This window comes from Erythrobacter sp. 'gip.4 top 5', from assembly GCF_056495765.1.
In genome coordinates this window covers 445,593-470,191 of sequence record NZ_CP200270.1, presented here as the reverse complement: position 1 = coordinate 470,191, position 24,599 = coordinate 445,593, and the positions used below count along the sequence as shown (strand labels likewise).

The 24,599-nt window shown below is 64.0% G+C and carries 23 protein-coding genes and 1 tRNA gene; 12 read left to right on the top strand and 12 right to left on the bottom strand.

What is annotated here, in order from left to right; translation table 11 throughout:
- Positions 1-37: 37 nt before the first annotated feature.
- The 4 genes from ACRANW_RS02285 to msrB all read left to right on the top strand — a co-directional run bounded on the left by ACRANW_RS02285 (position 38) and on the right by msrB (position 4,390).
- Positions 38-1,060, top strand: coding sequence for an ABC transporter ATP-binding protein (locus tag ACRANW_RS02285; RefSeq protein ID WP_479432950.1), 1,023 nt, complete (start codon positions 38-40; stop codon positions 1,058-1,060).
- Positions 1,057-2,337 (top strand): ABC transporter permease, encoded by a 1,281-nt coding sequence (locus tag ACRANW_RS02280; RefSeq protein WP_479432949.1) that lies wholly within the window; start codon positions 1,057-1,059, stop codon positions 2,335-2,337. The genes ACRANW_RS02285 and ACRANW_RS02280 overlap by 4 nt, the downstream gene beginning before the upstream one ends.
- A gap of 101 nt (positions 2,338-2,438) precedes the next feature.
- Positions 2,439-3,794, top strand: coding sequence for a cytochrome P450 (locus ACRANW_RS02275; RefSeq protein ID WP_479432948.1), 1,356 nt, complete (start codon positions 2,439-2,441; stop codon positions 3,792-3,794).
- A gap of 80 nt (positions 3,795-3,874) precedes the next feature.
- Positions 3,875-4,390 (top strand): peptide-methionine (R)-S-oxide reductase MsrB, encoded by a 516-nt coding sequence (gene msrB, locus ACRANW_RS02270; RefSeq protein ID WP_479432947.1) that lies wholly within the window; start codon positions 3,875-3,877, stop codon positions 4,388-4,390.
- Between the two features lie 10 nt (positions 4,391-4,400).
- On the opposite strand, the gene ACRANW_RS02265 is transcribed toward msrB, so the two are convergent.
- Both ACRANW_RS02265 and ACRANW_RS02260 read right to left on the bottom strand, forming a co-directional pair.
- Positions 4,401-5,042 (bottom strand): PilZ domain-containing protein, encoded by a 642-nt coding sequence (locus ACRANW_RS02265; protein WP_479432946.1) that lies wholly within the window; start codon positions 5,040-5,042, stop codon positions 4,401-4,403.
- 163 nt (positions 5,043-5,205) lie between these two features.
- Positions 5,206-5,290 (bottom strand) — tRNA-Leu (locus tag ACRANW_RS02260).
- 116 nt (positions 5,291-5,406) lie between these two features.
- Here ACRANW_RS02260 and ACRANW_RS02255 point away from each other — a divergent pair.
- Positions 5,407-7,092 (top strand): cation:proton antiporter domain-containing protein, encoded by a 1,686-nt coding sequence (locus tag ACRANW_RS02255; protein WP_479432945.1) that lies wholly within the window; start codon positions 5,407-5,409, stop codon positions 7,090-7,092.
- Positions 7,093-7,155: 63 nt separating this feature from the next.
- Here ACRANW_RS02255 and ACRANW_RS02250 read toward each other — a convergent pair whose 3' ends face one another.
- Together ACRANW_RS02250 and ACRANW_RS02245 are read right to left on the bottom strand one after the other, a co-directional pair.
- Complete coding sequence (locus tag ACRANW_RS02250; protein WP_479432944.1) at positions 7,156-7,434, bottom strand: integration host factor subunit beta; 279 nt, start codon at positions 7,432-7,434, stop codon at positions 7,156-7,158.
- A gap of 210 nt (positions 7,435-7,644) precedes the next feature.
- Positions 7,645-7,998 carry a GntR family transcriptional regulator gene (locus ACRANW_RS02245; RefSeq protein WP_479432943.1) on the bottom strand — a complete coding sequence of 118 codons (354 nt, stop codon included), beginning with the start codon at positions 7,996-7,998 and terminating at the stop codon, positions 7,645-7,647.
- 181 nt (positions 7,999-8,179) lie between these two features.
- Here ACRANW_RS02245 and ACRANW_RS02240 point away from each other — a divergent pair, with 181 nt between their 5' ends.
- From ACRANW_RS02240 to ACRANW_RS02220, 5 genes are all read left to right on the top strand, one after another.
- Positions 8,180-9,862, top strand: coding sequence for a peptide MFS transporter (locus tag ACRANW_RS02240; protein ID WP_479432942.1), 1,683 nt, complete (start codon positions 8,180-8,182; stop codon positions 9,860-9,862).
- Between the two features lie 89 nt (positions 9,863-9,951).
- Complete coding sequence (locus ACRANW_RS02235; protein ID WP_479432941.1) at positions 9,952-11,376, top strand: amidohydrolase; 1,425 nt, start codon at positions 9,952-9,954, stop codon at positions 11,374-11,376.
- Complete coding sequence (locus tag ACRANW_RS02230; protein ID WP_479432940.1) at positions 11,373-12,680, top strand: amidohydrolase family protein; 1,308 nt, start codon at positions 11,373-11,375, stop codon at positions 12,678-12,680. The genes ACRANW_RS02235 and ACRANW_RS02230 overlap by 4 nt, the downstream gene beginning before the upstream one ends.
- Complete coding sequence (locus tag ACRANW_RS02225; protein WP_479432939.1) at positions 12,680-13,192, top strand: FKBP-type peptidyl-prolyl cis-trans isomerase; 513 nt, start codon at positions 12,680-12,682, stop codon at positions 13,190-13,192. The genes ACRANW_RS02230 and ACRANW_RS02225 overlap by 1 nt, the downstream gene beginning before the upstream one ends.
- A 32-nt stretch (positions 13,193-13,224) precedes the next feature.
- Positions 13,225-13,902 (top strand): NnrU family protein, encoded by a 678-nt coding sequence (locus ACRANW_RS02220; RefSeq protein ID WP_479432938.1) that lies wholly within the window; start codon positions 13,225-13,227, stop codon positions 13,900-13,902.
- On the opposite strand, the gene ACRANW_RS02215 is transcribed toward ACRANW_RS02220, so the two are convergent.
- Positions 13,903-14,700, bottom strand: a complete 798-nt coding sequence (locus tag ACRANW_RS02215) for a crotonase/enoyl-CoA hydratase family protein (protein WP_479432937.1) — start codon at positions 14,698-14,700, stop codon at positions 13,903-13,905.
- A 115-nt stretch (positions 14,701-14,815) separates the two neighbouring features.
- Here ACRANW_RS02215 and ACRANW_RS02210 point away from each other — a divergent pair, with 115 nt between their 5' ends.
- Positions 14,816-15,781: an MlaA family lipoprotein gene (locus ACRANW_RS02210; RefSeq protein WP_479432936.1), complete on the top strand. Its 966-nt coding sequence runs from the start codon at positions 14,816-14,818 to the stop codon at positions 15,779-15,781.
- Between the two features lie 9 nt (positions 15,782-15,790).
- On the opposite strand, the gene dxs is transcribed toward ACRANW_RS02210, so the two are convergent.
- The 7 genes from dxs to rpe form a co-directional block, all read right to left on the bottom strand.
- The gene (dxs, locus tag ACRANW_RS02205) at positions 15,791-17,722 is read right to left on the bottom strand and encodes a 1-deoxy-D-xylulose-5-phosphate synthase (RefSeq protein ID WP_479432935.1); all 1,932 of its coding nucleotides are present in this window, start codon (positions 17,720-17,722) and stop codon (positions 15,791-15,793) included.
- A gap of 94 nt (positions 17,723-17,816) precedes the next feature.
- On the bottom strand, positions 17,817-18,287 hold the full coding sequence (locus tag ACRANW_RS02200; protein ID WP_479432934.1) for a Fur family transcriptional regulator: 471 nt from the start codon (positions 18,285-18,287) through the stop codon (positions 17,817-17,819).
- A gap of 56 nt (positions 18,288-18,343) precedes the next feature.
- Complete coding sequence (gene msrA, locus ACRANW_RS02195) at positions 18,344-19,027, bottom strand: peptide-methionine (S)-S-oxide reductase MsrA (RefSeq protein WP_479432933.1); 684 nt, start codon at positions 19,025-19,027, stop codon at positions 18,344-18,346.
- A gap of 4 nt (positions 19,028-19,031) precedes the next feature.
- Complete coding sequence (locus ACRANW_RS02190; protein ID WP_479432932.1) at positions 19,032-19,223, bottom strand: hypothetical protein; 192 nt, start codon at positions 19,221-19,223, stop codon at positions 19,032-19,034.
- A gap of 448 nt (positions 19,224-19,671) precedes the next feature.
- On the bottom strand, positions 19,672-21,270 hold the full coding sequence (purH, locus tag ACRANW_RS02185) for a bifunctional phosphoribosylaminoimidazolecarboxamide formyltransferase/IMP cyclohydrolase (protein WP_479432931.1): 1,599 nt from the start codon (positions 21,268-21,270) through the stop codon (positions 19,672-19,674).
- A gap of 9 nt (positions 21,271-21,279) precedes the next feature.
- Positions 21,280-23,163 (bottom strand): heparinase II/III family protein, encoded by a 1,884-nt coding sequence (locus tag ACRANW_RS02180; protein ID WP_479432930.1) that lies wholly within the window; start codon positions 23,161-23,163, stop codon positions 21,280-21,282.
- The gene (gene rpe, locus ACRANW_RS02175) at positions 23,163-23,825 is read right to left on the bottom strand and encodes a ribulose-phosphate 3-epimerase (RefSeq protein WP_479432929.1); all 663 of its coding nucleotides are present in this window, start codon (positions 23,823-23,825) and stop codon (positions 23,163-23,165) included. The genes ACRANW_RS02180 and rpe overlap by 1 nt, the downstream gene beginning before the upstream one ends.
- A gap of 222 nt (positions 23,826-24,047) precedes the next feature.
- Between rpe and ACRANW_RS02170 the strand changes: the two genes are divergently transcribed.
- Complete coding sequence (locus ACRANW_RS02170) at positions 24,048-24,593, top strand: DUF2141 domain-containing protein (protein WP_479432928.1); 546 nt, start codon at positions 24,048-24,050, stop codon at positions 24,591-24,593.
- Positions 24,594-24,599 lie beyond the last annotated feature (6 nt).

The following is a 24,599-nucleotide window of genomic DNA, read 5'->3' as shown; positions in this document are numbered from 1 at the left end:
GGCTCCCGTTTAATCTCACCGCCTAACCACGCAAGGCATGGACATGGCGGTAAGCGATCACACATTGTTGGGCAATCGGGCTGAAGGTTTCAGCGCCGTTCCGATCGATGCGCGCCCGCTCGCGATCGAAGCGCGCGGGCTGGTCAAAAGCTTTGATGGCACCCGCGCGGTCGACGGTGTGGACATTTCTGTCCCCGAGGGCGCGATCTACGGCATTCTTGGTCCCAACGGCGCGGGCAAGACGACAACGCTGCGGATGCTGCTGGGCATCATTGATCCCGACGAAGGTGTGCGCCGCGTGTTCGGGCATGATCGCCCGCATGATATTGGCCGGTTGATCGGCTACCTTCCTGAAGAACGCGGGTTGTACCCGGCGATGAAATGCATCGAGGCGATTGCCTTCATGGGCGCGCTGCGCGGCCTGCCGCTGAAAGAAGGGCGCCGCCGCGCAGCCGAGCTGCTTGAACGCCATGACCTTGGCTATGCAGCCGCACGCCAGATCCGCCAGCTTTCCAAGGGCATGGCGCAGACCGTACAGCTGCTGGGCACGCTGGTGCACCAGCCCCGGCTGGTGGTGCTGGACGAGCCTTTTTCCGGTCTCGATGCGATCAATCAGGGCAAGCTGGAACTGATGATCCGCGCTCTGGCGGACGATGGCGTGACCGTGATCTTCTCGACTCACGTGATCCATCATGCCGAACGCCTGTGCGAAGGCGTCGCTATCATTGCCGGCGGCAAGGTGCCGTACGCTGGCAGTGTTGAAGAAGCGCGAGACCGGATCCCGGCGCAGGTGCGGCTGGAAACGCGGGCACGCGAAGGCGCATGGCTTTCCGCGTTGCCTACCGATGCGAAGCGCAACGGAGATTTCTTCCAGTTCCCGCTGCCTGCCACCGGGATCGAGCCGCTGCTGCGCCAGCTGATCGAGGGCGAGGCCGGCATTCTGTCGCTTTCGATCGAACGGGCGGGCCTGCACGATGCCTTTGTCGCCATCGCAGGCGAGGCTGCGGCTCGCCAGCTTGACGCTGATGCTGCCATTAATTTCGGGAAAGTCCGCGCATGACCCCCACTGAGACACCGCGCTCGCGCCTCACCACGCTGGAAGCCGCATGGGTTATTGCCCGGCGTGATTTTGTGGCGGTGCTGTTCAGCCGCGCGTTCCTGTTCTTCCTGCTCGGCCCGCTATTTCCGGTGCTGATCGGAGGATTGGCGGGAAGCATCGGCGGGCAGGTGCAGCGCAATGCTGTCAGCATCGAAATCGGGATGGCGCTTTCGGCCGAGGACAGCGCGGCGATGATCGCCGCCGCCGATGTCCTGCGCCCGCAACTGGGGGGCCAGGTGCCCGAACTGCGGGTGATCGACGAAGCGTCGCAGGACAGCAAGTTCGACGCCCGCGCCTTCATGGATGAACGCCGGGGCAACTTCGCGGCGATTCTGACCGGCAGCCTCGCCGCGCCGCAACTCATCGGCACGCAAGGCCAGGTCGATCGCTGGTCCGGGCCGATCGAATTGATCGCGGCCACCGCCACCGGGGCATCGCCCACGCGCTTCCCCACCGCCACCAGCGAAGTGGTCGCCACCAGCGCCGCGTCCGAACGCACCAACCGCGTACGCACCGCGCAGGCCGCGCAGATGGTGCTGTTTTTGCTGACCATGCTGCTGGGCGGTATGGTGCTGTCCAACCTCGCCGAGGAAAAGGGCAACAAGATCATCGAAATCCTCGCCGCGGCGCTGCCGATGGACGCGGTGTTCATGGGCAAGCTTTTCGCGATGCTGGGCGTGTCATTTGTCGGGATTGCGGTGTGGGGCACGGTCGGCTGGGGGTTCTGGGCGATTGCCGAAGACGCGATCGTCACCGTCACGCAGACCAATTTCCGCGAATTGCCCGGCCCGGCGGTCGGCTGGCCGATGTTCCTGGGCCTGAGCCTCGTCTATTTCACCATGGCCTATCTGCTGCTCGGCTCGCTGTTCCTGACGATTGGCGCGATGGCGAGTTCGGTGCGGGGAGTGCAGACCCTGTCGATGCCGGTCACGATGCTGCAATTGATGGTGTTCTTCCTCTCGGCGGCGAATATCGGCCAGACCGGCACGCCGCTGGAACTGGCATCGGTGGCCTTTCCGCTGTCGTCGCCCTTTGCCATGCTGGCCCGCGCTGCGCTGGGAGACACCTTGTGGACGCATGCGCTGGCGCTGGCGTGGCAGGGCATCGCGGTGATGTTGCTGATCAAGGGCGGATCGCTGCTGTTCCGCAAGCGCGTGATGAAGTCGGGCGGGGCCGGGCGCGTCAAGAAGCGCTGGTTTGCGCGCCGTGCCTCTGCTTCGCCGGAGCCTGCGGAATAAGTTTCCCTTCGCAACCGACCATTGACATGGCGGTCAGTTAAGGCAGGATGCGAGTCGGATCGGAGCGGCCCGTGCCAGAGGCTGCCTGACGGGAGACAGACATGGCCACCATCGCCCCCAATGCAGCCCCAAATGTGCAGCGTCCGCAGGTGCGGCGTGAACCCTCCGCCTACGAGGCCTTGAGGGCGCATTTCGCCGCTCACCCCGAAGAACGGCCCCAGCATACGCACCCGTGGGATGTGAGCCGTTCGGACATCTATTCCGAAGATCGCTGGCAGCCCATCTTTGCCGAAATGCGCAAGGCCGGGCCGCTGCACTACATCCCCGAAAGCCCGTTCGGCCCCTATTGGGCGGTGGTGGGCCACAAGGCGATTCAGCATATCGAGGCGCTGCCTGAAACCTTCTCGTCCAGCTGGGAGCATGGCGGGATCACCATTCTTGAACCGCTGAGCGCAGCCGAGGCCGAAGCCGCGGGCGGCGCGGCGCGCGAATTGCCGATGTTCATCGCAATGGACCGCCCGCAGCACACCGGCCAGCGCCGCACGGTCGCGCCCAAGTTCACGCCATCGGCCATCACCGACATGGAAGCGGAAATCCGCGCCCGCACCGGCGAAGTGCTCGACCGCCTGCCGCGCGGCGAGGTGTTCGACTGGGTCGATACTGTCTCGATCGAACTGACCACCGGCATGCTGGCCATCCTGTTCGGCTTCCCCTGGGAAGACCGCCGCTTGTTGACCTTCTGGTCGGACTGGGCGGGCGATACGGAACTGGCCACCGTGCGCGAAATGGACGAGTTGCGTTGGGGCGTGCTGCAGGAAATGGCGGCCTATTTCCAGTCGCTCTGGATCGAACGCACGATGGATACCGAGCCGGGCAATGATCTCATCTCGATGATGCTCCATTCGCCTGCGATGAACCAGATGCGGCCCGAAGAATTCATGGGCAATCTGGTGCTCCTGATCGTGGGCGGCAATGATACCACCCGCAACACCATGAGCGGCATCATCCACGCGCTCGATAAGTTTCCCGATCAGCGCAAGGCGTTCGAGGAACAGCCCGAACTCATCCCCAATGCGGTGCAGGAATGCTTGCGGATGCAGACGCCGCTGGCCCATATGCGCCGCACCTGCACCGAGGATGCCGAGGTGTTCGGCCAGACCATCAAGAAAGGCGACAAGGTGGTGCTGTGGTACCTTTCCGCCAACCGCGATGAAGAGGTGTTTGCCGATCCCGACACACTTGATCTGGCGCGGGACAATGCGCGGCGGCATCTGGCTTTTGGCTATGGCATCCACCGCTGCGTCGGCGCGCGGCTGGCCGAATTGCAACTGAAGGTGCTGCTGGAAGAACTGCACAAGCGCCGGATGCGGGTCCACGTTGCGGGCGATGTCGAGCGGGTGCGCGCCAATTTCGTCCACGGCTTCCGCAAGCTTGAGGTCGAGATCACCACGTTCTGATCTGAGGTGGCCTGATTGCAGGTGGTCATGCCGGGGTGAAACCTCCGGGGCGTTCCGGGCGTATTCAGGACGGAGCCTATATGCTGTTCACCATGGAAAACCGCCCGATGACCCCGCCTGCCATCAACCGCCGCCGCCTGCTGGCCATCGGCGCCGCTCTGCCCTTCATCGCCGCGTGCGGCACCGCGCCGGCGGAGGCAAAGTCCTTTCCCAAGGGCAAGTCCGATGCGGCTTGGCGCAAGCAGCTGACCAAGCAGCAGTTCTATGTCTTGCGCGAAGAGGGTACCGAGCGCGCCTACACCTCGCCGCTCGACACCGAAAAGCGCAAGGGGACCTTCGTGTGCGCAGGCTGCGCCAACCCGGTCTATGCCTCGGCCCATAAATATGACAGCGGCACCGGCTGGCCGAGCTTTTATCAGGCGATTGACAAGCAAGCGGTCGGCACGTCGACCGATTACAAGATCGGCCTCCCCCGCACCGAAGTGCACTGTGCCGATTGCGGCGGGCATCTGGGGCATATCTTCGCTGATGGCCCCAAGCCCACGGGCAGGCGACATTGCATCAACGGGGTCGCAATGACATTCGTGCCCGCCTGAGCCCGGGCGCTTATGTGTCCAACAGCGCCGGGGCTTGCAATACGGCGGCCAACCGCGCGAATTCGCCCAGCGTGAAGGTGTCGTCGAACACCACGCCATACTCGTGGTCGCGCCGCCAGCGAACCTTGGCGCGCACTTCGCGCTTGGTGCCTGTCAGTTCTGGCGCGGAAATGCGGATGTTCTGATCAATCGCCAGCAGCCGATCACACGTCAGCCGGGCGCCTTGTTGCGACAGATTTTCCACGTCCGCTGCAAAGCTGCCGGCCAGCGAATGGATCGTGACCGGAAAGCAGATGCCCAGTCTCAGACCGCGCTTGGGATACTCGCTCGATTCGGTGATCAGCCGCGCAACCTCGACCGGACTTACGAAGGTGAAGCCCGCCTCGTTGTCGCGCTGCCACACGCGCGTGATTTCGTAGATCGCACCGGCGGGCATGTGCAGCGCATAGGCGGTGCAGCCCGGCAGAGCGTGGAACAGCCGGACGCTGACGCCGCTTTCCGACACATCACGGATCACACAGACAAATTCGCCCTGCGCGGAAATCAGCTTGGCAGCGCGAATCAGCAGGGTGAAGCGCGGCGCGGTGCGCAGCTCATCGCCGGCGCCTTGCGGCACACCTTCCAGTTTCGCGGTATTGGTCCCGATGTCCATGCCTGATGTCCCAACCCGACAGCCCCTGGTCCTGGCACTGGCGAGACGCGCAATGTGGGGCGGAATACCCCACGCTTCACCCAAAGGCTTACGTAGAAGGCGTTAAGGGGAACATAATAAGGCCTACCGGATCGGCCGCTATGTCGGCGTCAGGCAACCTATCTGGTGCGGGCGGCGGGACTCGAACCCGCACGAGCAAAGCTCAGGGGATTTTAAGTCCCCGGCGTCTACCATTCCGCCACGCCCGCATGGCCATTCCCTTGGCACAATTTGCAGGTTGATGGCCAGAGGTTGCGCAAGGCTTGCCAGCCGAAGAATCCTCGCGCATTTCGCCAAAAGGTTTCACACAACGCGGGGGCGCATCATGGCGGGCGAAGCATCTGATGCGCATTCGGTGGTGGCGACCCTCCAGCCCGCGATCTCGCTGCTGGGCCTGGGCATTGCCGCCGCGCTCGCGAGCCGCGCCCTGCGATTGAACCCCATCGTCGGCTATCTTGGCCTCGGGCTGGGGCTGGCGAGCCTTGGCATGGCGAATGATTTTAGCGGACCCGTCGTGGCTGCGATGGCCGAAGCCGGCGTGATGTTCCTGCTGTTCAACCTCGGCCTGCACTTTTCGCTGGGACGGATCCGGGCCGAGGCGGGCAATATCTTCGGCTTTGGTGCCTTGCAGATGCTGGTGGCGGGCGGGGCCTTTGCCGCACTGTTCGCCGCTCTTGGCTTGCCGCCGATGTTTGCGGTGATTGCCGGCTTTGGCATGGGCCTGTCGAGCACAGCGGTGGTGATCGGCCTGATTCGCGAGCGCGATCAGGAAGATTGCCCGGTGGGCCGCGCCGCGCAATCGATCCTGATCTTTCAGGACATCGCCGCCATTCTGCTACTAGTGACGGCCGGCGCACTGGCAACCGGCGGGGCTCTGGCGCCCGCAATGGGCCTCGCCGGGGTCAAGGCGCTGGTGGCCTTTGGTATCGCGGTGCTGTTTGCGCGTTACCTCACCGAGCCGCTGTTCGGCCTGATCGCCCGCGCCGGCACGACCGAGGTTTACACCGCGACTGCGCTGTTCATTGCGCTGGCCGCCGGGTGGGCGACCGGGATGGCGGGACTGTCCCTGACGCTGGGCGCGTTTCTGGGTGGCATGGCCGTGGCCGATTCGCGCTACCGCATTCTGGTGCAGACCGAGATCGACGCCTTTCGCGGGCTGTTTCTGAGCTTTTTCTTCATCTCGGTCGGCCTCAGCATCGATCCCGCGTTGCTGGTGGCCGATTGGCCGCTGGTCATCGGCGTGACGCTGGGCCTGATTGCGCTCAAATGCGCGTTCAACGTGGCAGCGGCGCTGCTCAACCGCTGGTCGGTGCCGGGTTCAATCCAGCTCGGGTTTCTGCTGGGCCAGGGGAGCGAGTTTACCCTCGTGCTGCTGGCCTTGCCTGCGGTGGCGGGGCTGGCCGAACCACGGCTGGTTTCAGCGTTGGTAACCGCTATTGCGATCAGTCTGGCGGTCACGCCGCTGATTTCGAATATCGGGCGCAAGCTGGCAGGCCGCTTGCGCGCCGGGCCGGCCGACCGGAAGCTGGCGGGCGATAATGCGCCGGTGCTGATCATCGCCATGACTCCGGCGGGGCGCGCTCTGGCCGATGCGCTGGAATACAACGCCATCGGCTATCTGGCGCTGGAGACGGACCACGATCGCTTTCAGATGGCGTTGGCTGATGGCTACCAGGTCCACCGTGCCAACCCCGCCGATCCGCGCAGTTGGGATGCGATCGGAGTCGATCGTCGGCGCGTGCTGGTCGTGGCGACAGGCGATACGGCCATTTCGCGCGAGCTGACCCCGCTGGCGGAACACAGAATGCCTGACATTGCGCGGATCATCGCGGCGCCGGGACCGGAAGAGGCCAGCGAAATGGCAGCGCTGGGGATGCTGCCGGTCGACATGAGCCTGAGCGGCGGGGGCGAGCGGTTGATTGAACTGGTGTTCGCCGCGCTCGGCCACAAACGCGAACTTCCGGTGCCGGGTCTCGCCAAGGACGGCGTGTCGCGCCCATTGGCCGCATGACGAAGCGTCGCAATGTTTCACGTGAAACATTGCGACAATCCCCGCACAGCGGCAGCGTCTGCCTTACGTGTTCAGACGCTCGCGGATTTCCTTGCCGGCCTTGAAATAGGGTACGCGCTTTTCAGGCACGTCCACCGTTTCACCGGTACGCGGATTGCGCCCGCTGCGCGCTTCGCGCTCGCGTGTCGAAAAGGCACCAAAGCCACGCAGTTCCACCCGGCCTCCTTCGGCCAGCCGCTGGGCGATTTCGTCAAAGAAGATATCCACCACCTGCTCGACCTCATCGGCGCGCAGGTCGGGATTGTCCTTGTGCAGTTCAGCCAACAATTCGGATCTGATCATTGCGATCTCCCGGCGCTGAGGGACGGTTGAACCGCCATACGCCGCAAATGGGGGAATACCCCGGTGTTTCGTGTGTGTGCCCCCGTCCCCTAAAGGCAGCCCCTTTAATCCCAGCCTTGCAGCAGATGCAACCCACCGTTTGCAAGTGTGAACAAACTGTCAGAATTCGGGAAATTCTGCAATGGGCATAAATGTCAGGGAATTGGGTCTTCAGGAGATCAGCGCGCAATCCGCAGGATCAAGGCCGAGACGCGCCATCTTGCTGCGGATTTCGGGCCATTCTTCGAGCAGGAAGAGTTCGCGCTCTGTAATCCGCAGCCGCTCGGCCGCGCCGCGCACGACATACATGCCCACGCCGCGCTGCACTTCGACAAGACCGTCGTTCTGGAACTGCTGATAGGCCTTGGCCACGGTGAGCGGATTTGCGCCCTGCTCGGCCGCCAACGCCCGTACCGAAGGCAGCATCGCCCCTTCAGCATAAACCCCATCAATAATCGCCGCAGCAATCTGGTCGCGCAGCTTAAGGTAGACGGGTCGGTTGGAGTTTGGCCGGTTGGCGTTCATGGCAGATCGATCTCTTACGAGGTGCATCAGTGCCATAATACAGCCATGCGGTCAAGTTGAGGGCCCGATGGTTTCATGCGCAACAAAAGCTTCACATGACCAATTGAGGCGTTAGGTTGCGCTGCCATTGCGGCGGTGTGGTGAGGCACCTTCCTAAACCATTCGATGGGGATCGAACCAAATGATCGATATTTCGCTGTGGGGTTACGGTGAGTGGGCCGCAACCATCGCCACTGCTGTGCTTGTGGTCTTCCTGGCTGGCGGCGCATGGGCCGTCACCCGTCCCGGTGAAGAGGTGCTGGGCCACCCCAAGGGCCTTTACATGCTGTTCTTCGCCGAGATGTGGGAGCGGTTCTCCTACTACGGCATGCGCGCCTTGCTGACGCTCTACCTGGTCAAGCACTGGCTCTATTCCGATGGCAGCGCCAACCTGATCTATGGTGCCTACACCTCGCTGGTTTACGTCACACCCGTGCTCGGCGGCTGGCTAGCGGATCGCTATCTCGGGCAACGCAAGGCGGTGGTGTTTGGCGCGGTGCTGCTGACGCTGGGCCATTTCTTCATGGCGTTTGAAGGTGATGGGTCGGGATATGGCAGTGATCCCACACTCAACGTGTTCTGGCTGGCGTTGGCGCTGATTATCGTCGGCTCGGGCTTTCTCAAGGCGAATATCTCGGTGCTCGTCGGACAGCTTTACACCCGCACCGATATCCGCCGCGATAGCGCCTACACTATTTTCTACATGGGGATTAACCTCGGCGCGACCTGCGGCGTGCTGATCGCGGCCTTCCTGGGTGAAACGGTCAGCTGGGCGCTGGGCTTTGGCCTTGCCGGGGTCGGCATGCTGCTGGGCCTCGTCGTCTTTGTGGCTGGAAAGTCGCTGCTGAAGGGCAACGGAGAATCGCCTACCCCTGCCAAGCTCAAGCAGAAGGTGGCGGGCATTCCGTTCGAATGGCTGCTTTACGGCGTCGGCGTCGCGGGCGTCGGAGTGATCTGGGCGCTGATCCAGTTCCAGTCCGCGGTTGGCTGGATCCTGCTGCTTTCAGGTGTGGTGCTGCTGGCCTACGTCCTGATCGAAGCGTTCAAGCTCGATAAGGACGCGCGCGACCGGGTGTTCGCGATGATCTTCCTGATCCTGCTGATGCCACTGTTCTGGGGCCTGTTTGAACAGGCGGGCGGTTCGCTCAATTTGTTCACCGATCGTCATGTCGATCGCGGCAGTGTGCCGACCACATTCTTCCAGTCGATCAATTCGATCTACATCATCCTGCTCGGCCCGGTGTTTGTGACCTTGTGGCAATTCCTGGCGCGGCGTGGGATCGAACCCTCGACGCCGGCCAAGATGGGCCTCGGGATCGTGCAGATGGGTCTCGCCTTCATTGTCATGGTGTGGGGGGCGGAGAACTTCAACGTCACCAACGCGGCGGGTGAAAGCCTGATGCCGGTGCTGTTCCTGTTCCTGTTCTACCTGCTCGCCACGACCGGGGAGCTGTGCCTGTCACCTGTTGGCTTGTCGGCGATCAACCGTCTGTCGGCCCGTCACATGGCGAGCCTGATGATGGCGGCCTTCTTCTTCGGCACGGCAGGCGGCAATTATGTCGCCGGCTTCATGGGATCGTTGATGGGCGAAGGCGAAGGGGGCAACATGACCCGCGAAGGTGCGCTGGAAGCCTATTGGACCATGGGTTTGGTGGCGACCGGGATCGGCGTGCTGATCGTGATCGTAAGCCCGCTCGTGAAAAAGCTGATGCATCTCGATACGCTGCAGGACGATGATGTCGGGGGCGATCTGGAAGGGCAGGCCGTGGCCGGGCTCGAAGCGCAGCAGGCGGGCGTTCACCCCGCGACGCGCCCCGCCGAGTAACGCTGGCCTGACGTTTTAATCGTCCAACCACATGGACAAGCTTCCCGTTTCCCGTCACACGAGTGGCTGGGAAACGGGAAAGGTTTTCGATGATTTCACAATTTACGCTGCGAGCGCGCATGGGCGCGCTGGCGACCTTGGTGAGCGCGCTGGCGCTGTCTGCCTGCGCCACCACGGGCAGCACAGGCGATGCCTCCAGTGCTTCCAGCAAGTCCGATAACAAGGCCTTTGCCGCCGCTCCGGCTGGCGATCCGGTCTTCGCGTCGACCTACACGCCGTACCCCAATGCCGCCACAGCGATCCGCGGCGCGACAATCTATGATGGCAAGGGCGGCCGCATCGAAGGCGGCGTGGTGTTCATGTCGGGCGGCAAGATCACTGCGATCGGCGGCCCCGACACCCCGATCCCGGCCGATACCGTGGTCCTCGACGGCACCGGCAAGTTCGTCACGCCCGGCATCATCGACATTCACTCGCACCTTGGCGACTACCCCTCGCCCGGCGTGCAAGCGCATTCCGATGGCAACGAGGCGACCAGCCCGACCACGCCCGAAGTGTGGGCCGAACATTCGGTCTGGCCGCAAGATCCTGGATTCAGCCGCGCGCTCGCCAATGGCGGGGTGACGGCGCTGCAAATCCTGCCGGGCTCTGCCAATCTGATGGGGGGCCGTTCGGTCACGCTGAAGAACGTGCCGGCGCGCACGGTGCAGGGGATGAAGTTCCCCGGCGCGCCCTACGGCATGAAGATGGCCTGCGGGGAGAACCCCAAGCGCGTCTATGGCTCACGCGGGCGGATGCCTTCGACCCGGATGGGCAATTTTGCGGTCAACCGCGAAACCTGGCTGGGCGCGATCGATTACGCCAATGATGCGAAAGCAAAGCGCGATCTGGGAAAGGAAACGCTGGTGGGTGTGTTGAAGGGGGACATCCTGATCCACAACCACTGCTACCGCGCCGATGAAATGGCGCTGGTGCTCGATATGGCCAAGGAGATGGGCTACAAGGTCAGCGCCTTCCACCACGCGGTCGAAGCCTACAAGATCGGCGATCTGCTGCGCGAAAACGATGTGTGCAGCGCGATCTGGGCCGATTGGTACGGATTCAAGATGGAAAGCTATGACGGCATCCTGGAAAACGCCGCCTTTCTGCAACGCGAAGGCGCCTGCGTGGTAATCCACTCGGATGACCAGAACGATATCCAGCGGCTCAATCAGGAAGCGGCCAAGGCGCAGGCCGCGGGCGCGCGGGCCGGGATCGATATTCCTGATGCCACCGTGATCCAGTGGCTCACCTACAACGCTGCCAAGGCGATGGGCATCGAAGACCTGACCGGCAGCCTCGAAACCGGCAAGATGGCCGATGTGGTGCTGTGGAACGGCGATCCGCTGAGCGTGTATTCCCGGCCTGAAAAGGTCTGGATCGACGGCGCGCTGATGTTCGATGCGATGAACCCCAAGACGCGGCCGGTGAGCGATTTCGAGCTTGGCCAGCCCGGTGAAGGAGATGTGAAGTGAAGCGCGTCCTTACGCTAGCGGTGAGCGCGCTTGCCCTTTCCACCCCTGCCTTGGCGCAGGACGTCACCATCACCAATGCCCGCGTCGTGATCGGCGACGGCAGCGCCCCGATTGAGGGCGGCACTGTGGTCGTACGCGGCGGCAACGTGGTCTATGCCGGCACCGCCAGCGGCGCGCCTGCGGGTGGTACGGCTGTTGACGCAGGCGGCGCGTGGGTCACGCCCGGCCTGTTCGCTACTGTGACCTCGCTCGGCCTTGCCGATGTGTCCGCCGTGGGCGAGACCAATGATATCACCGCGCGCGGATCGCCGTTCAGCGCCGCGCTGGATGCCTCGACCGCAATCAACCCCACCTCGCAGCACATCCTTGTGCACCGCGCCGCGGGGATCACCCGCGCAGCGACCACGACGCTGCCGTCAGGATCAATTTTTGCCGGGCAAGGCGCGATCATCGATCTCGATGGCGATTCGCGTCCCGTCATGCAGGCGAAGGCATTCCAGATGGTGACGCTGGGGGAAAGCGGCGCGGACAATGCCGGCGGCAGCCGGGTCGCAGCCCATGCCCTGCTGCGGGCGGCCTTGCGCGAGGCGCAGGCGCTGGTCGGTAAGACCGGCATCCCCGAAACCACTGAAATCGGCAAGGCCGACGACGTGCTGCTCAGCCGCTTCGATGCCGAGGCGCTGGTGCCAGTGGTGACGGGCAGCCAGAAGCTGTACGTCGCGGTCGACCGGATGGCCGATATCCGCGCCGTGCTGGCGCTGAAGCAGGAATACCCGCGGCTTGATCTGGTGCTGGTCGGCGCAACCGAAGGCTGGCTGGTGGCGAGTGACATCGCAGCCGCCGGGGTTCCGGTGATCGCCAACGGGTTGATCGACCTGCCTGAAACCTTCGAACAGTTGGGCGCGACTCAGTCCAACGCCGGACGCATGGCCGCAGCAGGCGTGAAGGTCGCCATCAACGCGGCAACGATGCAGGATCCGCGCCGCTTGCAGCAGGTGGCGGGCAACCTGGTGGCGCTGACCCGGATGCCGGGTGCCAGCGGCATGGAATGGGGCAAGGCCTTCGCCGCGATCAGCTCCGTCCCCGCCGACATCAGCGGCATGGGCGGCAAGGCCGGCGTGTTGAAACCCGGCGCCTTGGGCGATGTGGTGCTGTGGACCGGCGATCCGCTTGAAGTCGGTTCCGTGCCGACGCGGGTGTTCATCAGCGGGGTCGAGCAGGATCTCACCAACCACCAGACGCGTTTGCGGGATCGCTACATGGACCTTGATGAAAGCGACCGGCCCAAGGCTTACGATTGGTGATGCCGCGGAGAACGAAGACCGGCGCTGCCGCCGCGTCGCTCCTGCTTGCCCTGCTTCCGGCGTCGGCACAGGCGCAGGCGCAGGCGCAGGACGGGGCAGGTGCGGGGAACGCGCAAGACCCAGCATGGCATTCGCAGCAGCAGACCTATCTTCTCGGCCTCAGCCCCGAAGAGGGATGGCATTTCGAACAGGGCGGCGTGCGGTGGCGCTGGCTTGCGTACCGGGCATCCGATCAAAAGCCCGCCGTCACGGATGTCGTCACCGTCCATTACGAAGGCAAGCTGCTCGACGGGACGGTGTTTGACAGTTCCTATGCGCGCGGTGAGCCTGCCACGTTCCCGCTGGGGCGGCTGGTCAAAGGTTGGCAGATCGCGATCCCGCGCATGGGGGTGGGCGAGACGATCGAAATCGCCATTCCTGCAGACCTTGCCTATGGTCCTGTCGGGCGTGGGCCGATCCCGGGCAATGCAACGCTGGTGTTTAAGGTGGAGTTGATCGCCATCGCGGACTAGGCCTGTGACGTTTTTGGGGGAGCTTGCGCGAAATGAGTGATGCTTTGTGGAGCCTGATTGCGGCGAACATCGCCTTTGTCGGCACGCATTTCGCGATGTCGCATCGCTTACGCGCACCGCTGGTCAAGACATTGGGCGCAGGCGGCTTTCAGATTGCCTATATCGTGGTCAGCTTTGCCACGCTGGCGTGGGTCTATTTTGCCTTCATTGCCGCGCCGCCCGCTGACTTGCCCGGTTCAGGCGAGGCGGGCTGGATTGCGACGACGATCATCACCTGGCCCGCCATGATCCTGCTGGCGGGGTCTTTCATTGGCAATCCCGCTCTGCCGACACCGATGGCTGAGGCGCAGGCCCGTGCGACCCCTGCTGGCGTCTTCAAGGTCACGCGCCATCCGATGATGTGGGGCATCGGGCTGTGGGCCCTATCGCACATGGTCCTGTTCTGGAGTACCCGCACGATGGTGACCGCGCTGGCGATGGGTATCCTCGCGCTGGTGGGCGCGAAGTTTCAGGACGCCAAAAAAGAGATGCTGATGGGTGAGGCCTGGGCGCAATGGGAGAGCAAGACCTCTTACTGGCCGCGGCTTGGCCAGTTTCTCAGCGTCGGCGCGGTGCCGCTGATCGCGGGCACGGCGCTTTGGCTGGTGGGCAGCTGGATCCACCTGTGGCGCGCAGGCATTCCAGCAGGGGTGTTCCGGTGGCTGAGTTGATCACTCGCCCTTGAACACCGCTGCGCGCTTCTCGATCAGCGCGGCGACACCTTCGGCATGGTCAGCGGTGGTGTGCATCATCGCCTGCGTGTTCGCGGCGAGTTCCAGCGCGGTGTCATAGCTGATCTGCTGGCTCTGCCGCAGCAGGTTCTTGGTGTGGCGCAGCGAATGCGGAGGGAGCAGTGCGATCCGGCCTGCCAGTGCGCGGGCCTCGTCCATCAAGGCCTCGGGCGCGACCACGCGGCTGACAAGGCCCCAGTCCTTCGCGGTGGCCGCATCGATCACATCGCCGGTGTAGAACAGCTCGGCGGCGCGGCTCATCCCGATCACGCGGGGCAGGATCCACGTGCCGCCATCGCCCGGAATGATCCCCAGCTTGAGGAAGGTGACGCCGAACTTGGCATTTTCCGATGCGATGCGGATATCCGCAAGGCAGGCGACATCGCAACCCAGGCCGATTGCAGGACCGTTGACCGCCGCGATGGCCGGCACACGCAAGCCATAAAGTGCACGCAGCATCTGGTGGATATTGTCGCGGTAGCCGTCCGAGATCGCAGGCGTCGTGCCGCCGAAGGTGCCGGTCTTGTTCTGCATCGCCTTGATATCGCCGCCTGCACTGAAGGCGCGGCCCGCGCCGGTCAGGATCACCACGCGGCATTCCATGTCGCGGTTGATCGCGTTGGCCACCGTCACGAATTCATCCCCGTCGCCCGGCGCGCCCAGCGGGTTCATGCTCTCTGCCCGGTCGAGCGTCAGGATGGTGATGGGTCCATCTTTGGTGACTTGGATCAGGGACATTGGGTGCCTTGTGCGATAGGAGAGTAATTCAGCTTGCGTATAGGCGGGCGGTCGCAAGGGCAAGCGCAGGTGCCTGTGGTCCTTGCTATTGATAGGGGCGAAGCGGAGAACTCCATTGCCCACACTGACTCTGCTTGCCGTCCCTTCCCCGCTGCTGAGCGCCGCGCTTGTGCTGGCCGCGCCGCAGTCTGCTACGCCGCCGGTCATCCCGCTGCAATGGAGCCTGCTCGCCGCGCAAGACGCCGCTTCCCTCCCGCAGGATGAAACCGCCCCCCCCCCGCCCGAAGGCGAAATTGCAGACGACGCACCGATCAACGAGATCGTGGTCGAAGGCTCCTATGGTCCGCCCGAGAATGACCCGCTGGAACGCATCAACGAAGACAGTTACCGCATCACGCAAGCCGTGGATCAGGCGCTGGTTGAACCGATCGCCTATGCCTATCGCGACGAGCTGCCCGAACCGATCCGCGATGGCCTGGGCAATGTGGTGCGCAATCTGGCCGAGCCGAGCAATGCGCTCAATTTCCTGCTGCAAGGCAAGGTCGGCAAGGCGTTTGAAACGCTGGGGCGGCTGGCGATCAACACCACGGTGGGTGTGGGCGGGTTGTTCGATTTGGCGGGCAAGAAGGCTGATCTGCCCTATTGCCGCAACGGCTTTGCCAACACGATGGGGGTCTATGGCGTCGGGCCGGGGCCCTATGTGTTCATGCCACTGGTCGGCGCGACCAGCTTGCGCGATTTTATCGGCAACACGCTGGATCAGGCCTTGCTGCCCTATGCGATTGGCAAGCCGTTCCGGGGGCCCGAATTTGCCGCGAGCTACTTCGTGGTCAATGCGCTTGACCGGCAGCTGGCGCTCGACGCGGAACTGGTGGAAATCCAGTCGTCGGATGACCCTTACGTGATGCGGCGCGAGACCTATCTTGCCAAGCGGGCGCGGGATATTGCCGCGCTGAAGGGCGAAGCGGTGCCAGAGGAGCAAGATCGCAATTCCGAGGACGCCCTGCCGCCGCAGAGCATGCTCACCCTGCCTGAACGCTTATCCATTACGGCCAGCACACCGCCGCCCGAAGGACGCTGAAGCGCCGGCCTAGGCCCGCGCTTCCTCGCCTGCACCAACACCGCCGCTGTTGTGCTTCAGCGCCTTGAGCACCGTATCCACGATCTGCGGCGCGTTAAGGCCTGCCTCGTCATACTGCTTCATCGGGTCGTCGTGATCGATGAAGGTATCGGGCAGACGCAGGGTGCGGATTTTCAGCCCGGCATCGGTCAGGCCGGCGTCGCTGGCGAAAGTCAGCACGTGCGCGCCCAGCCCGCCGACCGAGCCTTCTTCCACGGTCACGATCACTTCGTGGGTGCGCATCAGGCGGGCGATCAGGTCTTCGTCGAGCGGCTTGGCAAAGCGCATGTCGGCCACGGTGGTGGACAGCCCCTTGGCCTCCAGCGCGTCAGCCGCCTTCACGGCTTCGCCGAGGCGCGAGCCGAGCGAGAGAATCGCAACCTTGCTGCCTTCGCGCACGATGCGGCCCTTGCCGATTTCCAGCTTCACCGGAACTTCGGGCAGGGGCACGCCGGTGCCATTGCCGCGCGGATAGCGGAAGGCGATGGGCCCCGCGTCATATTCGGCCGCGGTGTAGGTCATGTGGACCAGCTCCGCCTCGTCCGCGGCGGCCATGACGACCATGTTAGGCAGTGTGGCGAGATAGGTCACATCGAAGCTGCCCGCATGGGTCGCCCCATCCGCACCGACCAGCCCGGCGCGGTCGATGGCAAAGCGCACCGGCAGGTTCTGGATGCACACATCGTGCACCACCTGATCATAGGCGCGTTGCAAGAAGGTCGAATAGATCGCCGCGAACGGCCGCATCCCTTCTGCGGCAAGGCCAGCCGCGAAGGTTACGGCGTGCTGTTCGGCAATGCCCACATCAAACGTGCGGGTGGGGTGCGCCTTGGCGAACTTGTCGACCCCGGTGCCCGAAGGCATGGCCGCCGTGATCGCGCAGATGCGGTCATCGCTCTCGGCCAGCTTCGCCAGCGTCAGGCCAAACACGTCCTGATAGGCCGGGGCGCTCGGCGCGCTTTTGGCCTTTTCGCCGGTAACGACATTGAACTTGGGCACGCCGTGATACTTGTCGGCCGAGTTTTCCGCCGGGGCATAGCCCTTGCCCTTTTCGGTGACGACATGGATCAGCACCGGGCCTTCGGAGGTGTCACGCACGTTTTCGAGCACGGGCAGCAGGTGATCGAGATTGTGCCCGTCAATCGGGCCGACATAATAGAAGCCCAGTTCCTCGAACAATGTCCCGCCGGTCACCAGCCCGCGGGTGAATTCTTCCGCCTTGCCGATGGTATCGTGCATCCGGCGGCTCATCTTCTGGATCACGCGCGATGCGAGGCTGCGGATGCCGAGATATTCGCTCGAAGACACCATGCGCGCAAGATAGGCCGAAAGCCCGCCCACCGGCGGCGCGATCGACATATCATTGTCGTTGAGGATGACCACCAGCCGGTTGCCCGCCTGCGCGGCGTTGTTCATCGCTTCATAGGCCATCCCGGCGCTCATCGAACCATCGCCGATCACCGCAATGCCGCGCCCCTGCTTACCCTGAAGCTTGTTGGCGATGGCAAAGCCCAGTGCCGCGCTGATCGAGGTGGAGGAGTGCGCCGCGCCGAAGGGATCATATTCGCTTTCGGACCGCTTGGTGAAGCCTGAAAGCCCGCCGCCCTGCCGCAGGGTGCGGATGCGGTCACGCCGACCAGTGATGATCTTGTGCGGATAGCATTGGTGGCCCACGTCCCACACCAGCTTGTCATCGGGCGTGTTGAAGACATAGTGGATCGCCACGGTCAGTTCGACCACGCCCAACCCGGAGCCGAGATGGCCCCCGGAGGTGCTGACCGCATCGATCATCTCGGTGCGCAATTCGTCAGCCAGTTGGCGAAGCTGTTCGGGCTTGAGGCGGCGAAGGTCGTCGGGTGTGTTAACCTGATCGAGCAAAGGCGTAATAGGCGACTGTGTCATACCCTGAAGCCTTACACAGGGAAAACACGCCTGTCGATGCAGCGTTGAGGCCTATCAATTCGCAAAAAACGGGTTTCGTTCTCGCGGGAACCGGTCAGGCGCAGGCCTTGCACAGGCCCCTGATCTCCAGCACCGGACGCTCTGCCTTGAAATTGCGGGCGGCAGCAATGGCGCGGACCGCGCGGCTCACGTCCTCGTCATCAACATGGGCCGCTTCGCCGCATTCGTCGCAGACCAGAAAGATGCAGTCATGCGCGCAGCCCGGATGGCTGTTGGCCAGAAAGGCGTTTGCGCTTTCCACCCGCAGCGCCAGGTTGTTGGCCACGAAAAGGTCAAGAATGCGGTAGACCGAATTGGGGGCCACCCGCTTGCCGCGCGCGGCGGACAGATTGTCGGCAATGTCATAGGCCGAAACCGGCCGGTCGTGCTGGGCGAGTTCGGCAAACACCGATTCGCGCATGGCAGTCCACTGTTCGCCCGCTGCCACCAGCGCGCGAGCGGCCTCGGCAATGAGTCCGGGGCCGCTGTGTTCGTGATGGCTGTGCTGATGTGCCTGCTGTCCCATACGCAGCCATATAGGCGCGCACAGAGCAATCGCAAAGCGGGCTTGTGCGGAACGGCCTAGCCTGCGTCGCGCAGGAAGCTGGCCCGGTACATGGTGGGGAACATGGTCTTCAATGCCGCAACCTTGGGCGCATCCCAACGCCGGATGTATCCGTGGTTCGGGTTGGCGGCCATGAAATCCTGATGATAGGCTTCGGCGGGATAAAACGCCTTGTAAGGTTCGATCCGGGTGACAATCGGGCTTTTCCAGAGGCCCGACTTGCCCGCCTGCGCAATGTACGCCTTGGCCACAGCGGCCTGTTCGGCATTCATCGGCACGATAGCGCTGCGGTAATGCGCGCCGACATCGGGGCCCTGCCGGTTTTTAAGCGTCGGATCGGCAATCACAGAAAAGTAGATCCGCAGCAGTTGGTCATACCGCACCACCGCCGGATCATAGGTGATCTTCACGCTTTCGGCGTGATCGGTCATGCCGCTGGTGATGATGGCGTATTTCGCGCTTTTGGCCGTTCCGCCGTGGTAGCCCGCAACGGCCGCGGTCACGCCCTTCACGTGGCTGAAGACGCCTTCGACGCCCCAGAAGCAGCCGCCTGCAAAAACAGCGGTCTTGAGGCCCTTGGTTTCCTTGGCGACGCGTGTGGCGGCGGGCGCGTTGACGGGTTCTTCGGCGGCAATGGCGGGGCCAGCGCAGGCACCCAGGCCCAGCGAAGCGGCCGCCAGCAGCAAGGAAAATCTTTTCATGGTGTCAGCGTCCTTCGGGCGCGATCACAAAATCCGCGGTGGTCGCCGTGGCATGGTTCACCCGCGGCTGCGCGGCCTGCGCTGCCGGCGCCAGCTCGCCGCTCCAACTGCCTGCGTTTGCGCCGAGGATCAGAGCCGCTCCGACAGCGAAGCCGATGCCGAAATTGCGATACAGGTCAGAAGAAAACAGACGCATAAGAAACTCGTGATGGTTAGGGATGCCGTGCGGTTCTTATGCCCGCTGCGGAATTGCAGAAGGATGAACATGACGGTCAGGGCCGGTTAGGACGCAGCCTTAACTTAGGTATGGAACGGCCGAAAATAAGCCGGGTTCACGGTTGTTCCGTGCCCGCGCGTGCGCCGCGTGCGACGGAGCGAGTGTAGCAGCATGGCGCTTTCCTACGAACGGCAGGCGCCGCTAGGTGCAAAAACCGGGTTGCGCGGGCGGCGACATTTTTTGCGGCGGGATTTTGTAGATATACAATGGATTCAACGATTAAAAAGAAAAAGGTGGCGTTTTAGACCCTGTCTTGGCCTGGCTTGGCCCCTTTTAGACCGCGCTTGCCCTCCGTTAGACTGCGCTTGCTCCCTGCCAGCCCCCTGCCGCCTGCAGATGCGCCAAACCGGTGGGTCAGGGCACTCAATCAGTGCCGGAAATGCCGCATTCCGGTAAAGGCCATCGCCAGACCGGCAGCGTCGGCCGCGGCTATCACTTCGTCGTCGCGGATCGAACCGCCCGGCTGGATCACCGCGGTCGCGCCCGCCTCCGCCGCGGAGATTAGCCCGTCGGCAAAGGGGAAGAAAGCATCCGAAGCGACCGCGCTGCCGTGCGTGCGCGGGGCGGCCCAGCCGTGGGTTTCAGCCGCTTCGGCAGCCTTGATCGCAGCGATCCGCGCCGAATCGCGGCGGTTCATCTGGCCTGCGCCAATGCCTGCGGTCGCGCCGTCCTTGGCATAGACGATGGCGTTGGATTTGACGTGCCGGGCCACCGTCCAGGCGAACAGGCAGTCCTGCAATTCCTGATCCGTCGGTGCGCGCTTGGTGACGACCTTAAGATCGTCGAGGCCAACTGCGCCTGCATCGCGGGACTGGAGCAGCATTCCGCCTGCAATGGTCTTCATGGTCAGGGCCGGGCGACGCGGATCGGGCAGGGTGCCACATTCGAGCAAGCGCAGGTTCTTCTTTTTCCGGAAGATTTCGCGCGCCTCGGCCGAGACGCTGGGGGCGATGACGACCTCGGTAAAGATCGCGCTGATCGCCTCCGCAGTGGCCGCGTCCAGCTCGGTGTTCACTGCGACGATCCCGCCGAAGGCCGAGACCGAATCGCATGCCAGCGCCGCTTCCCACGCGTCCAGTAGCGTGCCCGATTGCGCCACGCCGCAAGGGTTGGCGTGCTTGACGATCACCACGGCAGGCGCCTGCCCGGCAAATTCCGCCGCCAGTTCGAGCGCGGCATCGGCGTCGTTCAAGTTGTTGTAGCTGAGTTCCTTGCCCTGCAATTGCGCCGCCTGCGGGACGCCTGCGGTGCCGATCACCTGCGGGACATAGATCGCCGCCGACTGATGCGGGTTTTCGCCGTAGCGCAGGCTGTCGGCGCGCTTGAGAGCGATCGGCAGCGTGTCGGGGAACGCGGTCGTCTCGCCATCCGGATCGGCGAAGGCGAACCAGTTGGCGATGGCGGAATCATACGCAGCGGTGCGGGCATAGGCCTTGCCCGCCATGCGGGTGCGGAAGGCTTGCGTGGTCGCGCCGCCGTTCGCGTCCATTTCTGTGACCAGCGTAGCGTAATCGGCCGGGTCGGTCAGGATGGTAACGAAGCCGTGGTTCTTGGCGGCCGAGCGCACCATCGAAGGCCCGCCGATGTCGATGTTCTCGATGATCTCGCCGCGCCCGGCGCCCTTCGCCACGGTCGCGTCGAAGGGGTAGAGGTTGACCACGACAAGGTCGATCGCACCGATCCCGTGGACCTCCATTGCCGCGACGTGTTCGGGATTGTCACGCAGCGCGAGCAGGCCTCCGTGGACGGTCGGGTGCAGCGTCTTCACGCGCCCGTCCATCATCTCGGGAAAGCCGGTGAGGTCGGACACATCGCGCACAGTCAGCCCCGCATCACGCAGCGCCTTGGCCGTGCCACCGGTGCTGACCAGTTCAACGCCGCGTGCGGCGAGGCTGGCGCCCAGTTCAGCCAAACCTGCCTTGTCGGACACTGACAGCAGCGCCCGCGCAATTGCCTTGTGATTCATGGCTGAATTCTATCCCGTTTTCCGTAAGCGCCAGGAGAATTGTCCCCCGCTGCGCATTGCCAGTCCTTCGATCACGAGCTGCTCGGTCGCGTGCGGGCGGCCGTCTCCGTCGACCCACAGGCTGTCCTCGACCGCGAGCGTGATCGCACCGGCGCCCGCCCTATCGCCGCTCAGCCGGAATTGCCAGAGCCGGCCGTCGGGCAGCAACAAACTCGCCCCGCGCTTGTCGCCGGAAAGCTGCACCTCAACTCCGCGGCCCAGATGGAACCGTAAGGCAAAGGCGATCTTGCCGCGTTTGCCGTTCTTGGCGCAGGGGACAAGAATGTCTTCGCCCGCAAGTTCGGTGCCGTCCCCCGACAGCGTCAGGATGCGCTGGTGGGTCAGGCCGAAGCGGCTGGCGTAGCCATCATGGGTGCCTTCGATCCGGGTCGCCTCGCGTGCGCCGCGCCCTGCCACCACGCGGCGATCAAACGCCACCGTTTCCACGCCTTTGCCAAGCTGTCCGTTCAGCAGCACGGCAGTCGAGTTGGCATTGTCGAGCACCAGGGTCGAAAAGGCGGCGGTGGCTCGCAGCCCTTGGCCGATACGGGCGGGAACCTGTCCGCCCGCCAGCGCCGCGCCGCCACAATTGACGATGATGCGTTGCGGCCCGTCCGACAACTCGAAGGCGAGCGTGGAGGCGCAGCCGGTGCGCGCGTGCCGGGTGCGGGGCGGCGGGGCGGTGTCGAATTGCAGCAAGGTGTCGCCCGCCTTGATGCGGTTATAGCCCCAGCCCTGCATCACCGACAGCGGCCGGGTGCGCACGCCGCTGGCTTCGATCACGGCATTGACCCGGTCGGCGGCTATCGCGCCCTGGCCTTGCCAGCTGCCCAGCGCCCCATCCCCATGTCGCAGTGCCAGCAGGGGCGGGACCAGCAATTCGCGCATCACGCCGAGCGCGGCGGGCGGCGCAATCTCCACCGCCGCGTAACAAGCGATAAGATCGGTCAGCAGGCGGATCGCATCCAATTGCGCGGCGGGGCAGCGCGACAGGACGCCGCCATCCTCGCCCACCATATCGCCCAGCGCCTTGACCAGCCCTGCCTCACCGAACAGCCGGCGTGGGTTGCCGTGGGGCAACAACAGACCGGCCGCCACTACCCCTGCCCATGCAGCGACCTGCGCAAAGCCGGCCGGCTCACGAGGGGCACGCTTGTCGAGCCAGTTCGCGGCTTCCGCGATGGCGGCGAGCAGCCGGGATTTCAGGCCCTTGTCCGCCCCGCCCAGCATCAGCGGCGCGTAAACCAGCCAGGCCATCAGCCTGAGACCGGCATATTCTGCTTCCCAAGCCGGGCCCTTGCCGGGTTCGCTGTGAGCGTGAAGCCACTGCGCGGCGATGCGCTCGGCCACGGCGGCGCCATCGGTGCGCGGCGCGCTGGTTGCCAGATCGGCAAGCCAGCCAAACCCATGCACCACCTGCTCAACCCCCGGCGCATGGCGCGCAGCAGCAGAAAAATCGAAGCTCGTAATCGGCAAGCGCACGCCGTGGATCAGGAAATGCCCGGCGCGTAAAGCCGTGCCGGCAGCTCGATCACCACGGTTTGGGCTGTCGACCGTCGCCAGCACGCGCACCGCCTGTGGGCGGCGGAAGGGCGCAGCCAGCGCATGACCCGGAACGCCAAGGCGATAGGCCAGCCGGATCAGCGCTTCACCGGGGCCGGCCTTGACCGCGATGACATCGCTGAGAGCCAGCGCACGCGAGGGTTCGGCGTGGGCCGGTGCACGCTGTTCAGGGGCAGCGGCAGCAGCGCCAGCTTCGGCGCCACTTGGCAACATCAAGGCAGGATCGTCAGCCACTCGCTCCACCAGCGCATCGGCACGGGCTGCGCCCGAAGTGCGCAGCAGCGTGGCCATCAGCGCCCGCCTTTCAGGCCGGCGATATTGTCGGCATAGGCTTCCGGGCCGCCCTTGAAGGTGGCCGATCCCGCCACAAGCACATCGGCGCCGGCTTCAACACACATGCGCGCTGTTTCCGCATTGACCCCGCCGTCCACCTCCAGATGGATGGCCCGGCCCGACCGCGTGATCATTGACCGGATCCGCGCAATCTTGGCCAGTTGCGACGGGATGAAGCTTTGCCCGCCAAAGCCGGGATTGACGCTCATCACCAAAATCAGGTCGGCCATGTCCATCAGGTTGTCGAGCACTTCAACCGGCGTGCCCGGATTGATCACCACGCCCGCCTTTTTGCCCAGCGTCTTGATCGCCTGAAGCGTGCGGTGAATATGCGGCCCTGCTTCGGGGTGGACAGTGATGATGTCGGCGCCCGCTTCGGCAAAGGCCTGAAGATAGGGATCGACCGGGGCGACCATCAGGTGGACGTCAAACGGCTTTTTCGTGTGGGGGCGCAGCGCCTTCACCACGTCGGGGCCGATGGTAATATTGGGTACGAAATGTCCGTCCATCACATCGATGTGGATCCAGTCCGCCCCGGCCGCATCGATCGCGCGCACCTCCTCGCCCAGCCGAGCAAAATCGGCAGACAGGATCGAAGGGGAGATCAAGGGCGATGGCATGGGACGGCGGAAAGCCTTTCTCTGGCACGTTCCCTGCCATACGGGACGCGCGAATCGCGCGACAAGGCACCAAAGCCGTCTTTTCCACCGCGAACGGCCCTGGGAGAATCAATTAAGCCGCAATTCAGGCACGCTTCGTCATAAGCGCAACATATCCCGACGGTTTCGGCGCCGCCGCATTGCTTGCGCGCCTCCTCCCCTCCCCTTATCCTCGAGATGCTCATGACCGATTTTATGCCCTTTTCCGGCTCGTCTGAACGCCGCCTACGCGCACTTTTGCCGGTGGGGTCCTTCGGCCTGGCGCTCGCCGGACTGGTCGCAGCGCCTCTGGCAGCACAAACCTATGCCTATGCCCGATCAGGCGCGAATGACCTCGGTCAGTGCGCGGCTGGCAAGGGACCGGCGGTGCGGGTCGCAATCAGCGGATTGAAATCGTCGGAAGGCAATTTGTTTGTGCGCGCCTATCCTGCCAACAGCCGCGACTGGCTGGCGAGCAAGCGTTACGTCATGCGCGTGGATGCGCGTCCGCAGAAGGGCAACGTAACCGTGTGCGTGCCGCTGCCTTCATCGGGCGATTATGCGATTGCGGTGCATCACGATGTCAACAGCAACCGCAAATCCGATCTTTCCGATGGCGCGGGCATGTCCAACAATCCGGGGATCAAGAAGATCCTTGGCCTCGTGCCGCGCCCGCCTGCGGTCGACAAGGTGCGCTTCACCACGGGCAATGGCGTCAGCCAAATGTCGATAACAATGCAGTATATGTGAGCCGCG